Source organism: Uliginosibacterium paludis (assembly GCF_039631355.1).
GTDB lineage: Bacteria > Pseudomonadota > Gammaproteobacteria > Burkholderiales > Rhodocyclaceae > Uliginosibacterium > Uliginosibacterium paludis.
The window spans coordinates 241,316-255,078 of the sequence record NZ_JBDIVF010000001.1 but is presented as its reverse complement, the minus strand read 5'-3'; the positions used below and the strand labels follow the sequence as shown (position 1 = coordinate 255,078).

Genomic DNA, 13,763 nt, shown 5'->3' with positions numbered 1-13,763 from the left:
TGTTTTTGGGCTTATTCAGCAGGGAGGTCAAGTGCTGCCCTGATCTGCTCCGGACTCAGGAATTCGTTTCCATGGTGACTGGTAGCGGCGAGTGTTTCTTGGTAGTACCGACTAGCGATGACTTTGGCTGTCTCACGTTCGAGCGCTGCCTCGTCGTGGTTCAGCGCATCCTCTTCGTCTGTCGCAGACGACGATGCTGATTGGGAACGGCCTTGGATTGGCTCCCATAGCGTTTCGTCAACGCTGCCCAGGACAAGCACGACATCTTCTGGCTTCTCGGTCGTTACACGGGGAAGGCGTCCGCTCTCTGGAATCACTCCTTTGGCGAGTGTTTTGCCATCACCATCGACGACAAGGTAGGGCTGATTGGCCCAAGCGCTATCCGCCAGTAAAGCGTCAGCGCCGAGAGCGGCGAAACGCACGCTGTGTGGGCCGGATTGCGGATGCGTGAGACTCAGTTCCCCAGGGGTTGGTAACGATGCTGGACGCATGTCACTTTTTCCACTCGTCAAATTCCGCTGACTCGCCAGCAACGACACCTTCCCCGGCGCGACAAGGGTGATGTTTCCACCCGAAATCTGGATGGCAGCACCGGCGGCGGTGAGTTGCAGATCGTTCTTGCCCTGTAGCAGCACGTCCTTGGTGGTGGATGTGAGGGTGATTTTCTTGTCGGCGTTGAAGTCGGCCTTGTCGGACTGGGCTTGTATCGAGACCTTGCCTTGTGCAGCGTGGAGCTTGAGGCCGGTGTCGCCGACGGGGCGTTTCGTGTCGGACTGCTTGCCATAGGTGTAGAGCACGATGCCATCTTTCACTGCCCAGGCGCTCTTGCCCTGGGCTGCCAGATGGATGTCGGCGGCGGTGAGGCTCAGGGTGTTGCCGGCGTTGAGGATCGCGTCTTTCGGGGTGAGGGCATTGATCCCGGCGGGAGACTCGATGGCGATCATCGGTTCGCTCCAGGCAGGCACGTTCGCGGCTGCCTCGGCCTTTTCCGTCGCTTTCTGCGTTTCCGTTGCGCTCAGTACTTCGTTGCTGTGTCCGAGTTGTTCGGTGACGGGCAGCTTGTCGGCTGCAGGGTCACCTTCGAGGCGGGCTTTCTGTTTCGCGGCCGACTCTGCCAGTGCCTGGACGAGTGCTTTTGCGGATTCGAGCTGGCTGGTTGCCAGGCGTGCATCCATTTGCATGCCGGAAGCATTACTTCGGGCGTCAGAGGAGAGCAGCAGGCCGCTGCCCGCGCGCAGGGCGCCCGACTCATCCGTGGCGAGTTCGGCGCCGTGACCCCGAAAGGCTTTGCGCTGGTTGTCGAACTGGTGCCGCAGGGTTCCGAGGTTCAGGCTGCTGGCATATTGCGTGCTGGCGAGCTGGGCGCGAGGTTCGCCAGGGGTGAGATCGAAAACGAGCTGATTGAAGCCGCCTGAGCCCGTCTGGCTGGCACTCATGGCTTGAGTTTTGATGCCGGCCAGGACGGCAGGGTGGGCATGACCTTCGCCGGCCGAGGTGGAGGACTGAGTATCCGTGCCGGCGAACCAGGCCGGCGCGTTGCCGGTTGCGACGCCGGCGCCGCGGGCGATCCGGTTGCCTTGCGCGGATTCCGCCCCCTGGCCGTTGTAGAGGCTCCCGACAACGATCGGGCGATCGATGTCTCCTTCGATGAACGAGACCAGTACCTCCTGACCCGCGCGCGGGACGAAGGCGGCGCCCCAGTTTGCGCCGGCCCATTGGCTCATCACCCGGACCCAGCTCCAGCTGCCGGTGCTGCCGGGTGCGTTGTCATCACCTGATGGCGTGGACTGCCTGCTGTGGCTTTGTGTGCCGCGTTGCCAGTGGAACTGGATCCGGATGCGTCCGTCACGGTCGGTGTGGACCGGCTGTCCTGCCTCGCCCACGACGATCGCACTCAGGCTTCCGCTGACGACGGGGCGAGGGCGGAGCAGACGCCCGCTGGCGTCGAGCGTCGCCGCGCGCCAGGGCAGGGCTGCAGGCAGAAGGACGAAGTCATTGCGATACAGCGCATCTTCGCTGCCGCCAGCAACCTCTACCGTCCCGGTGGCCGTGTGAAGCTCTGTCAGTCTGGAGGAGAGCGTTGTGCCGAGGTTGTTGCGTGCGTGGTGGCTGACACGGATTACCGCATAGCGATCGCGGTCAGCTTCGTTCCGGGCCTCGGGAGCGTCAGCATCGAAGTGGCCGAGCAGTGTGAAGCGCGTGCCCGGGCAGAGGGTTCGAACCGTGCTCTCGCCACTGAGGGTATGCTGCCGGGCATCGATGGCTTCCTGAAGACGGCGTGCCATGCGTTCGCCCGTTTCGCGATCTGGCCAGGCATACATGCCGGGCGCATCGAAGCGCGTCATGGGGATGTCAGCAGCATGTCCGTCGGCGGATCCGGCCGCGGTCGAGCTTCGTGCATCAAGACTGCGATAGTCCCAGCTTGCGAGGGTGACTGAATGGCTGGCCAGCGAACGTACACTGACAAGGTGCTGGATCGTGTCAGAGGTCTCGGTGGCGGCGGCACGATGAAAGCGGATCTGTGCCTGCGCGTTGTCCGGGAAGGCGTCCATCTGGTCCGCAATGACGAGGGTGTGACGGGCGTCGGCAGCGGAGCTGCCCGACGCGTGCTCGAACCAGGCGTACAGACCTTCTTCGGCCATCAGCCTGCTGATGAATGCCAGATCTGTTTCGCGATACTGGGTGCAGACCGAGCGCTTCCGGTAGACCGATGCGTCGGCCAGCACCCAGCGCCAGAGCGGATTCAGTGTTCCCTTGCTGCGCCAGTCTCCCAGTACCGCGTCAACGATCTCGATGACCGACATGTCGTGGAACACGTAGCTGTCGCGACGATAGGCCAGGAAAGCCAGCCACGGTTCGATCGTGAGCCGGTAGTGACCGAATCCTCCGTCGCCGGCAAGTGACTCGAAGGCGGTGACGTGACCCGAGAAGGGACGCAGTTCGCTGCGTGATTGCGCGGTCAGTAGTTCGACCAGAACGGGCTGGCCCAGCCAGGATTCAGGCGACAGGAAGGCGTTGCTGGACAGCACCCTCAGCTCGAACCGGAAGCCGGCCGAGGACTCCTGTGCGGGGATGATCTCCTCGAAGCCGTCGAGCCGCTCGACCATCAATGTCTCTGTGCTGTCGGCCGTCCTGAGGCGGATCAGGCGGCTGGCATCCGTATGGCCGGAAATCAGGCTGCGTAGCGCATCTGCGATGCTTGAAAGGCTGGCGTTCATGCTGGGAGCGATGTGTGTTGGGGCAGGTCAGGCGTGTTGCAACGAGGGACGCGGTCACTGATTGTGCTGCGGTCATGGCTTCAGGCCGGCATGCGTCCGGCGTGCGAGTCGTGCCGTCAGGCTGACGGCACGACGCGAGACCTCAGCTGATTGTGTACCGGAATTCTCCCTTGTCATTGGCGCTGAGCTTGATCTTGCGGATTTCCTTGCCCTCGGCCATGCGCGAGAGCACGGTTCCGGCGATTTCCGGCAGCATCGTGCCGTTGAGGATGTTGTCCACATTCCGCGCGCCGGAGTCCACCTCGGTGCAGCGCGCCAGCACCGCTTCGACCAGGTCATCGGTGTAGCTGAGGGCGGCGCTGTGGTTGGTCTCAACGCGCGCAGCGATGCGATCGAGTTTCAGGCGGATGATCTGTTCGAGCACTTCGTCGGCAATCGGGTAGTAGGGCACGACTTTCAGGCGCCCCAGGAAGGCCGGCTTGAAGGTCTTGTTCAGCTGGCCGCGGATCAGTGCGTCAAGCGCTTCCGGCGAAGGGATTTCCTCCGGGCTCTTGTTCAGGCAGGCCTGCATGAGTGTGGAAGAGCCCGCGTTGCTCGTCAGGATGATGATGGTGTTGCGGAAGTCGATTTCGCGGCCCTCGGCATCATCCATCACGCCCTTGTCAAAAACCTGGAAGAAGAGCTCCATGACATCCGGGTGCGCCTTCTCCACTTCATCAAGCAGCACGACGGAGTAGGGCTTGCGACGGACCGCTTCGGTCAGTACTCCGCCCTCGCCGTAGCCGACATATCCGGGGGGCGAGCCCTTGAGCCCGGACACGGTATGGGCTTCCTGATACTCGCTCATGTTGATGGTGATCAGGTTGCGCTCGCCACCATAGAGGGCCTCGGCCAGCGCGAGCGCGGTCTCGGTCTTGCCGACGCCGGACGGACCGACAAAGAGGAAAACCCCTTTGGGTTTGTTCGGGTCCTCGAGGTTGGCCCGTGCCGTGCGAACGCGCTGGCAGACCGCTTCGATGGCATGCGGCTGACCGATCACGCGAGCTTCGAGCGATTCCCTGAGTTTCAGTACGGCCTGAATTTCGTCTTTCACCATCTTGCCGAGCGGAATGCCCGTCCAGCTCGAAATGATCTCGGCGACGACATTGCCGTCGACCTGCAGCGGCACCAGCGGTGTTTCGCCCTGAAGACCACGCAGCGCCGTGGCCAGCGCGTCGAGTTCAACATGCGCTTCGCTCTTCGGCGTCTTTCTGCCTTTTGCCCTGCCGACTTCTTCGGTGCTGCCCGTGCTGCCGGCCTGCTGCTCGAGTGCAGCGCGTTGCGCACCGATCTTTTCCACCAGTTGCTTCTCCTGTTCCCAGCGGGCACGGTCTGCTTCGAGTCCGGCCTGAAGCGAGGCGCGCTCGGCTTCCAGCTCGCGCATGCGTTCGCCATGGTCGTGGCCGGTCGCATGTTCGCGGGCCAGTGAGCCCCGCTCTGCATCAATGCGATCGAGCCGCTTGACCGCGTCTTCAATGCGGGCGGGCGTGGCGCTCTGCCCCAGCGCGACTCTGGCGCATGCCGTGTCGAGCACGCTGACCGCCTTGTCCGGCAACTGGCGTCCGGTGATGTAGCGTGCCGAGAGGCGAACGGCTTCGGTGATGGCTTCGTCAAGAATGCGCACATTGAAATGGCGCTCCATCAGGCCCGACATGGCGCGCAGCATCGCGCTGGCCAGGTCTTCGCTGGGCTCTTCAACCTTGACGACCTGGAAGCGGCGGGCCAGCGCGGCATCCTTCTCGAAATACTTCTTGTATTCGCCCCAGGTCGTGGCGGCGATGGTCCGCAGCTCGCCGCGTGCGAGCGCCGGCTTGAGCAGATTGGCCGCATCGTTCTGGCCGGCCTGGCCGCCAGCACCGATCATGGTGTGCGCCTCGTCGATGAACAGGATGATGGGCGTCGGGCTTTTCTTGACCTCGTCGATCACGTTCTTGAGCCGATTCTCGAATTCGCCCTTTACGCTTGCACCGGCCTGGAGCAGTCCCATGTCGAGTGTATGCAGCGCCACGCCCTGGAGCGGTGGTGGAACGTCGCCCGCGGCAATGCGCAGGGCGAGACCCTCGACGACGGCAGTCTTGCCGACGCCCGCTTCGCCGGTGAGGATGGGGTTGTTCTGGCGGCGACGCATCAGGATGTCGACCACCTGCCGGATTTCGGTGTCGCGACCGATGACCGGATCGATCTTTCCTTCTGCGGCACGGCGGGTCAGATCCGTCGTGAACTGGTCCAGCGCGGGCGTGCGGGGCGCGCCGTTGCCTGCTGCGGCCATGTCACCGGCATCCGGCAGATCGTCATCGCGGGACGTGTTGCTGACCGCCTGAACGGCCTCGTCCGAGCCGACCGTCAGTTCGGTGAGTTTGTGCTTGATCTCGTCGAGCGGGAACTTCACGAAGAGCTTCGAACCCCGGAACGCCAGCTGCGAGAGATCCGGAGCGGTCAGCAGCGCCAGAAGCAGATGACCGGACCGGATCTGTGCATTGCCGGAGTCCAGCGAAGCAATCAGCCAGGCATGTTCGAACAGCGCGGGCAGATGCTGCGAGAAAACCGGCGTGCGGGTGTTGCCATTGCGGAAGCGTCCGATCTCAGTCGAAAGATCCCGTTCAAGTGCGGTCAGGCTGACATCGAACTTCCTGCACAGGCGGGAGAAGTCGGAGTTGTCGGCTTCGCAGAGCGCCAGGAAAAGGTGCTCCAGGTCGACCTCGAAATGCCCGGCCGACATGCAAAGGGCTGCTGCGCGCTCGGCGGCCTTGCGGCAGACAGGGTTGAGTTTGGTGATCAGGACCTTGAGATTGTTCGACATGATGTAGGCGTATCGTTGGGTGTTCGTTTGTTCAGTGAGTGGAGCCGTGCCGGATTTCGTAGGCGAGGTCCTTGCGGTCTTCGTGGGTGATGCGGGTCAGCATCCAGCTGTTGTGGCCCAGGCGTGCAGCGCTACCCAGCTGGGCGGGCCGTACATCCTGCCGGCGCAGGATGGGGCGGACGGTGCAGTCCAGCGTGACGCCGGTGAGCGTGGCCAGCAGCGCGGTGATGGCTTCGCTTGCTTCGCCGCCGGGCAGGAAACGTTCGAAGTCTTCGCGCGCGAGCGGCCCGATCTCCAGTGCGATGCCAGTCTGGCATTGCCACATCCGGCTGCCGCAGACCGTGTCGACGCCGAGGCTGGCGTTGGCGAGACCCAGCGTGGATTGCTGTGAGGGCGGAAGCTCATGCCAGCGCCCCACGAATTGCTGCAGTCGGACGGGGATCTGGAAGTAGTCGGCGACAATGCGTTCGATCAGGTGGGCAGGGCGTGCGCTCTGTCTCAGCGCGCCCGCGTAGTAGGCCAGCGTTTCGGCCAGCACGCGACGCTGCGGTTCGCAGACACGCTCCTGCATGCCGTTGTTGCCGGCTCCGATCAGGGACAGCAGCATCGGCAGGAAGCGTTCGCGTCGATCGCGTTCGTACTGGAAATAAAGGCGGTGTTTTTCCCAGGCCCGGTAGAAAAGCGCGATGGCGCGATTCGAGAAGATGTCGAGAAACGCCCGGCTTGCCTTGTCGCGCCGGATGCTTTCCTGCTCGATGAGGGATTCGGTATAGCTGCGTGGCAGGGTGCCGTTGTTGCCGGTCAGCCCGATGAAGCTTGGCGTGAGGTAGGCCGCGGTAATGCCGGCAGCATCCGGCAGCACGGCTTGCTGGGGCCAGGCGGCTTCCGCGACCGGCTCACCCTCGTAGTCGAACGCGAGCGACTCGATCTCGCTCGGCGCAAAGCCGATGTTCAGCGAGTTGCCGAAGCGGATACGTTCGCCCACGATGCGTGACGGTGCCTCGCCATGCTCTCGGCGGAAGTGAGTCGCCAGCACGCGGACCGCCTGGAAGAATTCGAATCTCCAGGGCGCCTCGCGCAGGCGTTCGATCACACCAGGATCTGGTCGCCGTTGCGGGGTGCGCATCGTACGATTTCCTCTCCGCTCTCATGATTGATCACGACGAGGCTGGTGAAGCTGTTGGTGTGAACATAGAGCCCGAAGAAGCGGTCGAGCAGGCGTGCGAATTGCTCCACGCTTGTTCCGACAAAGTTTTGGGGCAGTACGCCGAGCGTGATTTCCACACCTTTTACGAAGCTCGGGAAGGGATTGCCCGCGATGCGTGCCGTCACGACTTCATGCGCGATGGATTGCAGACCGTCGATGAGCTTGCGGGTGACGGCCGAGCGCGTGATGTCGTACAGCGCCAGGCTTTCCTTCAGGGTTTCCAGCCCGGCCTCCGTGAGCGACAACTGGCTCAGGGAGAGATGGGAGATCAGGCGCCAGTGCGACTTGCTGCGATCGATCCGCATGGTCTGGGTGGGCTTGCGCAGCAGCATGATGCTGCGCGCGAGCCCGCCGCCCTCCATGAACAGATCGCCACCGGCCATGCCGAAGGGCAGTTGCGCTGGCAAGTCACGATTGGTGCAGGTCAGTTCGATGGACAGGGTCTCGGTTTTTTCCGAGCGGGTATCGAAGTCCAGGTCGATGATGGAGATTTCGTATTCGAAGCCCGGACTCAGCTCGGCTACCTGTTCGTCACGTCGCAGATGGTAGAAGCGGCCGTTCTCGTCGAGGTTCTCGCCGTGGCGCAGGGCGTAATAGGGGCGGTAGTCGAGCAGGACTTCGCCGCGGGCGCTCTTCTCGATCTTCGAGACGGAGTTGATCGAGTAAAGCTCGAAGGCATGAGCGCGGCGCGAGTCGGGAACGACTGGATAGGCCGACTTCCGGTGCGTGACCCGGATGGGGTCCGCATTCTGGTTGAAGAGATTGACGACCGGCGTGCAGTGGGTGAGCAGGTTCGCCGCACTCATTCGCTCCAGCAGACGCGCGTCACGGCTGTCGTCCTGCTCGGAGCCGAGCACGAAGTGCAGCGTGCAGCGCTGAGTGCCTGCCGGCAGAAGCTGGCGAAGCCTGGCGAAGTCCAGATCGACGAAATTGAACTTCTCGGGGAAAGCGAAAAACTCCGACAGGAGACGATATGCCAGATGCGAACGGGCGTCGTAGTCGAAGAGTTCTTCGTCCAGATTGAAGCCGACAGGTTTTGTGAATCCCGTGTCGAGCGCATGCCAGCGATGCTGGCCCGGAATCTCAAGCGCGATGGCCAGCGCGCGTGACAGCATGGCCTCGCGGATCTGTTCGACCTGGGAGCTCTCGCCGTCCACGAAAAGACGGAACACATCGAGTGCTACGGCATCGAGTGGCAATTGTGTCGAGGCGCTGGCCAGCGTCAGGCTCATCAGGGCAGCGCTGCCGGAGGGCAAGGCAAATCCGCGTGGCGGGGTGAAGTTCTCGTTGTAGAGGGCTTCCTCGACTCGAACCGGAGCGAGCGAGACGTCGAAAGCCGTGCGGAACTTGCAGCTCACGCCTTTGACCGGGCGCGTCGTGAGGCCCGATCCGCGCTTGATCTGGCTGACGGCGGAGAGCTGGGCATCGGCGCCCGCCATGTCGAACCGTGCAATCGAGCAGGACGGGAGCGGGCGCAGGTAATGCGGGTAGAGCACGTCAATGAAGGAGGACGTGAACTCGGGAAAATCATCGTCGAGTTTTTTCTGGACTCGTGCCGAGAGCAGCGCGAACGATTCGATCATGCGCTCGACATGCGGGTCCTCGCAGGCATCGCCCGAAATCAGGAGGCGTGACGCTATCTTCGGATAGCGCTGGGCGAATTCTCTGGAGTGACGGCGCAGGAAGGTCAGCTCCTGCTCGTAGTAGGGAAGCAGATCACGCATGACCTAGCGCACTCCCTGAGTCGTACGGCCTTTTGCGACGGCGTACTGAAGCGTGTTGGGCTGGAGCAGCGCGTCGAAGGTGACGGGCTCGCTCGCGGGATTCACATGGAGCACGGCGTTGATGCCGAACTGCAGACAGCCGATGGCTGTGCGGTCTGCTTCCAGGCGGACGTCCACCTGGCGCAGACGTGGCTCGTGGTGGGCGATGGTGCGCTCAAGCGTGCGGCAGATCAGCTCGCGGTCTGCCGGGTTGGAAAGGCTCAATCCCACAAAGTCGCCCATGCCGTAGCTCGCCACGGATTTGCGGCTTTCCGGAAAGTCGTCGAAGCTGTCCGAGAACAAGGCACTGCGACTGTTGAGCAGACGCTCCAGATCACGGGCAACGGATTCCTTGAGTTCTTCGACGGACCATCGACGCATCGGGTCTGCTTCGTTGGAGCGGTGGGGCTGATCGTCGCGCAGACGTTCAAACAATGTCGGCAAGAATCCCGCCATGAGTCATTTCCGGTGAGGCTGTTCGGGCCGGCCACCGACCGGAGGAGCCGGCGGCCGGGTACTGCATTACACGTCGTAGGTCGGCGTGTTCTTGGCAAGGCTCCACTTGGCAATCTTGTTGCCCTTGGTACCGCCCTTGATGTCTTGTGCGGTGTAAGTCCATTGCACCGCGGCGTACTTCAGTGCGAATGCTTCAGTGGTACCTGCGTCGCTCACCGACGGGGTGACCGAAGCGATGAGCACGTTCTTCAGCTTCACTTCCAGATACTTCACGCGGCTGGTGCCATCTGCACGCATGAAATCAATCGTGACTTCGTCGAAGGTGTGACCTGCCGAACAGCCTTCCCACAGACGCGGGGAAGTCAGATCCAGATCCTTCACGAAAATCATTTCGCCGTGTTCGCAGCGCTCTGCGGTGTGACCGCCTGCCGTCGAAGCCGTAGCCGACTTCGGTTGCAGGATCTGGTGATGCCAGGAACCAACTTCGATCCACTCCTTGTGATCGTTGTCGCGGGACTCGCCCTTGACATCGAACTTGCCTTTGAACTGGACGTAGATATCCTTCACGTGCTGCTCCTTCTAGGGGAAATTGATTAAGCGCCTTTTGCGGATTGCGGAAGTTCGGCCACCAGGCGCAGCGAGACCGAAAGTTCATCGAGCTGGAAGTGCGGACGCAGGAACGACACGGCGCGATAGACGCCAGGCCTGCCGGGCACTTCCGAAACCTGAATGGATGCCTCGCGGAGCGGGAACTGGGCCTTGGCCTCCTGGGATGCGCCGTCATCCAGCAGTACGTACTGGGCAATCCAGTTGTTGAGATAGGTTTCAACGTTGCCGGCCGAGGCGAAGCTGCCGATCTTGTCCCGCATCATGGCCTTGAGGTAATGCGCAATGCGCGATACCGCAAAGATGTATTGCAGCTGGGACGAGAGGACCGAGTTGGCATTGGCCGAATCGGTGTTGTACTTCTTTGCCTTCTGCGCAGACTGTGCGCCGAAGAACGCCGCGTAGTCCGTTCCCTTGCAATGCACAAGCGGAATGAAGCCCAGATCGGACAGTTCCTTTTCCCGGCGATCGGTAATCGCGATCTCAGTCGGGCACTTCAGTGCGACTTCGCCATCATCGGTCTTGAAGGTGTGGGTCGGCAGGTCTTCGACCAGCCCGCCTCCTTCGACGCCGCGGATGGCTGCGCACCAGCCGAACATGTCAAATGCATCGGTGAGACGCGCTGCAAAAGCGTATGCAGCGTTAACCCAGAGGTACTTGTGGTGATCGCTGCCATCGACGTCTTCAACGTAGTTGAAACCCTCGACCGGTGTGCCATCCTTGGGGTGATACGGAAGGCGGCCCAGGAAGTGGGGCAGGGTCAGGCCGACATAACGGGAGTCTTCGCTCTCGCGGAAAGATTTCCACTTTGCATACTCGACCGTATCGAAAACCTTGCCGAGATCGCGAGGCTTGCCGAGATCAGTGAAGGATTCCAGGCCGAACAGCTCAGGGCTCGAGCCGGAAATGAACGGGGCATGCGAGGCCGCGGCCACATGTGACATCTGGTCGATGAAGTACATGTCCTCGGGCTGCCGGCCGATCTCGAAGTCTCCGATCAGCGCTCCGAAAGGCGCACCGCCGAAGGTGCCGAACTCTTCTTCATAAACCTTCTTGAAGAGCACGCTCTGATCGAAGTCGATGGCCGACTTGAAATCCTTGACCAGATCCTTCTTGTTGGAGTTGAAGACCTTGATCTTCAGTGTCGTGCTGGTCGAGGTCTGTTTGCACAGATACTCGAGACCTCGCCAGGTGGATTCCAGCTTCTGGAATTCCGGGGCGTGCATGATGGCCGATAGCTGACCCGAAATGATTTCGTCGAGTTCCGCGATGCGCGCATCGAGCGTTGCGGAGAGATTCTCCGAAATGACAACGGCCCCTTCCATCACCTGCGAAACGAGTTCGCTGATGAGGTCACGCGCGCGGCTGTGTTCAGCCTGGGATTTGGCGACCTTGCTGTCTGCAACGATGCGATCCAGCAGCGAAACCTGTTCAGTGGTCTGCGACGCAGCCTGAACGGCGGAGAGATCTGCGTTCATCGCTTATTCCTTCCCCGTCGATTCCTGGCTGAGCGCAGCCAGCTGGTCGGTACTGGTGAGTACCTGTTGCAGGATGTCGTCGAGTTTTTCGTTGCCGGCGAGCTTGCCGCGCAGATCTGCCAGCTTGCTGCGCGCTTCGAGCAGCTTCTTGAGCGGCTCGACCTGCTGAACGATGGACTCGGGCCGGAAATCCTCCATGGACTCGAACTTGAGTTCGACGCCGAGTTCGCCACCCTTTTCCGAAAGGGTGTTCTTCGCACGGAAAACCGTCCGGGGTGCCATGCCTTTCATGACATCGTCAAAGTTGTCACCGTCGATGCTGACGAACTTACGGTCGCGCAGGCGCGGCAGCGGGTTTTCCGGATTGCCGGAAAAATCGCCCAGGACGCCAACCACGAAGGGAAGTTCCTTCGCTTCGATGGCATCGCCGATTTCTACGTCGTAGGAGAGCTGAACGCGCGGCGGACGCACGCGCTGCAGCTTTTTCTGGATGCTTTCCGACTTGGCCACTTTTTCCTCCGATAGATAGTGGTGTGATGTCAGGGATCAGCGCAGCGCGCCGAAGGGATTGCCTGAGCTGCTGCCCGAGGATTTGGCCGGTGCTGCCGCTGCCGGAGCTGCCGTGACCGGGGCTGACGCGGGCGTTTCGCTGCTGCCCGTTTTGGCTGGAGCGCTGGCTGCCGGGCGGCGTGCCGGGGCGCGTTTGCCGGCAGATTGCTTGGGATCACTGATCGGGACGAGCTGGTCCTGAGCCAGTGTTTCGCGAAGTGCGCGAGCCAAGCGCTCGGCTTCCGATCGGCTCGAGCCACGCAGCAGGCTGTCCTGGTTCATATCCGAGAGTGCGCGGATCGCGACGCGAAGGCTGGCGACAACGGCGATGGCCTTTGCGTCCTTGTTGAGCGGATCGCGCTTCATGGCTTCATCGGAAGCCTGGATGGCTGCGGGGTAATTGTCGGCGTCGAAATAAACCTGGGCCTGTTTCAGCCAGGGCGCTGCATCCGACGGATTGGCCTTGGACGCGGTTTCAAGCAGTGAAACCGCGGTTTCAATTTTCCCGCTGTCGAGAGCAGCCTGGGATTCTTTCATGAGCTCGGCAGTGGTCTTGGGGGCCTGCTGAGGTGCGGTCACACAAGCAGAGAGAAGGGAAGCAGAAATGAATGCGGAAATAATCAGATTTGCGGTTTTCATGCGAGTTTTGCCTGTTTCTTTGAATTCAACAAAATCGACAGGATTTTGAAGACTGTGTGTTTTTGTTTTGTCAGCGGGGCGGATGTTATCACCAAATTTTTTTTGAAATTATGGATCAATGGGCATTGAATTATCCGTGCGGTTTGCGTGTATAGTCCGGTGCCGCTGAAAAGAATTTTTCCGTCTTGCGTAATTGATGATTCCGGAACGGGGTGATTCTGGTTATCTGTTTGATTTTAAAGGACGGCGTCCCTTTGTAAGTAATTGCTAATGGCGTGTTTGGTGTTTTTGTTGTTTTGATTTCTCGTTTTTCTGATTGACGATGATTTGGTCCGTATTGATGAGTGGTTTGTTTTTATCGACGAGCGTTTTTGATGATTTGATCGATTTGAAATAGAGAGACGGGATGAATCGTATTTGTGGTGTTTTTCTGATGATTTTGGTGTTTCTCTCCGGCTGTGCCAGTGAGGGACTTTCGAAAATCAAGGACGGCGCGTTGGGGCTGGTAGGAGCTTCGTCTGTGAATGAAAAGAAACTTCAGCCGGTCAGCCGCCAGGTGGAGCTGAAACTGTTCGCCGGGCGCAGCCTGAATGCCGATGATCGGGGCCGTGGCATGGCTGTCGTCGTTCGCTTTTATCGTCTGAAGGATCCCGCGGCATTCATGCAGGCTTCCTATGAAGTGCTTGCTGATCCGGCAAGGGAAAAGGCCGCGCTGGCGGCGGATCTGGTGGATGTAAAGGAAGTGGCGGTGAAGCCGGGCGAAGAACTTTCCCGGGTGGAGACACTTTCTGCCGAGGCGCCCTATGTGGGGGTTGTTGCGCTGTTCCGGACACCTGCTCCCGATCGCTGGCGTCTGGTGTTTGCCGGCGAGGACAAGGGGAATGCCAAGGGCATTGTGCTGGGGGCGCATGCGTGTGCGTTGACGGTTTCTCAGGGGGTTCCCTACAACGCGCAACTGGTCAATCCCGGCTCGCTGGGTGGTGTGACCTGCCGATGAATCAATGAGAA

General features: G+C 61.0%; 10 protein-coding genes. 1 reads left to right on the top strand and 9 read right to left on the bottom strand.

All coding sequences use genetic code 11. The features are described 5' to 3' along the window. Positions 1–11: 11 nt before the first annotated feature. The 9 genes from ABDB87_RS01165 to ABDB87_RS01125 form a co-directional block, all read right to left on the bottom strand. Positions 12–3,218 carry a type VI secretion system Vgr family protein gene (locus tag ABDB87_RS01165; RefSeq protein WP_345923327.1) on the bottom strand — a complete coding sequence of 1,069 codons (3,207 nt, stop codon included), beginning with the start codon at positions 3,216–3,218 and terminating at the stop codon, positions 12–14. A 142-nt stretch (positions 3,219–3,360) separates the two neighbouring features. After that, positions 3,361–6,057 carry a type VI secretion system ATPase TssH gene (gene tssH, locus ABDB87_RS01160; RefSeq protein ID WP_345923326.1) on the bottom strand — a complete coding sequence of 899 codons (2,697 nt, stop codon included), beginning with the start codon at positions 6,055–6,057 and terminating at the stop codon, positions 3,361–3,363. A 31-nt stretch (positions 6,058–6,088) separates the two neighbouring features. After that, entirely contained in the window at positions 6,089–7,150 is a 1,062-nt protein-coding gene (tssG, locus tag ABDB87_RS01155; protein WP_345923324.1) for a type VI secretion system baseplate subunit TssG, read from the bottom strand. Next, positions 7,147–8,988, bottom strand: coding sequence for a type VI secretion system baseplate subunit TssF (gene tssF / locus ABDB87_RS01150; RefSeq protein WP_345923322.1), 1,842 nt, complete (start codon positions 8,986–8,988; stop codon positions 7,147–7,149). The genes tssG and tssF overlap by 4 nt, the downstream gene beginning before the upstream one ends. Before the next feature lie 3 nt (positions 8,989–8,991). Then, positions 8,992–9,483 carry a type VI secretion system baseplate subunit TssE gene (gene tssE / locus ABDB87_RS01145; protein WP_345923321.1) on the bottom strand — a complete coding sequence of 164 codons (492 nt, stop codon included), beginning with the start codon at positions 9,481–9,483 and terminating at the stop codon, positions 8,992–8,994. A 66-nt stretch (positions 9,484–9,549) separates the two neighbouring features. Continuing rightward, on the bottom strand, positions 9,550–10,050 hold the full coding sequence (locus tag ABDB87_RS01140) for an Hcp family type VI secretion system effector (protein WP_345923318.1): 501 nt from the start codon (positions 10,048–10,050) through the stop codon (positions 9,550–9,552). A 26-nt stretch (positions 10,051–10,076) separates the two neighbouring features. Next, positions 10,077–11,567, bottom strand: coding sequence for a type VI secretion system contractile sheath large subunit (gene tssC / locus ABDB87_RS01135; protein ID WP_345923316.1), 1,491 nt, complete (start codon positions 11,565–11,567; stop codon positions 10,077–10,079). A 3-nt stretch (positions 11,568–11,570) separates the two neighbouring features. Next, the gene (tssB, locus tag ABDB87_RS01130) at positions 11,571–12,077 is read right to left on the bottom strand and encodes a type VI secretion system contractile sheath small subunit (protein ID WP_345923314.1); all 507 of its coding nucleotides are present in this window, start codon (positions 12,075–12,077) and stop codon (positions 11,571–11,573) included. A gap of 36 nt (positions 12,078–12,113) precedes the next feature. Next, positions 12,114–12,653, bottom strand: a complete 540-nt coding sequence (locus ABDB87_RS01125) for a tetratricopeptide repeat protein (protein ID WP_345923312.1) — start codon at positions 12,651–12,653, stop codon at positions 12,114–12,116. A gap of 508 nt (positions 12,654–13,161) precedes the next feature. On the opposite strand from ABDB87_RS01125, the gene tssJ reads away from it, so the two are divergent. Beyond that, positions 13,162–13,752 (top strand): type VI secretion system lipoprotein TssJ, encoded by a 591-nt coding sequence (gene tssJ / locus ABDB87_RS01120; protein ID WP_345923310.1) that lies wholly within the window; start codon positions 13,162–13,164, stop codon positions 13,750–13,752. The last annotated feature ends 11 nt before the right edge of the window (positions 13,753–13,763 follow it).

Bases quoted from the DNA above. Each gene is read 5' to 3' on its own strand.
- ABDB87_RS01165 (WP_345923327.1), bottom strand. From the start codon at position 3,218: ATGAACGCCAGCCTTTCAAGCATCGCAGATGCGCTACGCAGCCTGATT.
- tssH (WP_345923326.1), bottom strand. From the start codon at position 6,057: ATGTCGAACAATCTCAAGGTCCTGATCACCAAACTCAACCCTGTCTGC.
- tssF (WP_345923322.1), bottom strand. From the start codon at position 8,988: ATGCGTGATCTGCTTCCCTACTACGAGCAGGAGCTGACCTTCCTGCGC.
- tssE (WP_345923321.1), bottom strand. From the start codon at position 9,483: ATGGCGGGATTCTTGCCGACATTGTTTGAACGTCTGCGCGACGATCAG.
- tssC (WP_345923316.1), bottom strand. From the start codon at position 11,567: ATGAACGCAGATCTCTCCGCCGTTCAGGCTGCGTCGCAGACCACTGAA.
- ABDB87_RS01125 (WP_345923312.1), bottom strand. From the start codon at position 12,653: ATGAAAGAATCCCAGGCTGCTCTCGACAGCGGGAAAATTGAAACCGCG.
- tssJ (WP_345923310.1), top strand. From the start codon at position 13,162: ATGAATCGTATTTGTGGTGTTTTTCTGATGATTTTGGTGTTTCTCTCC.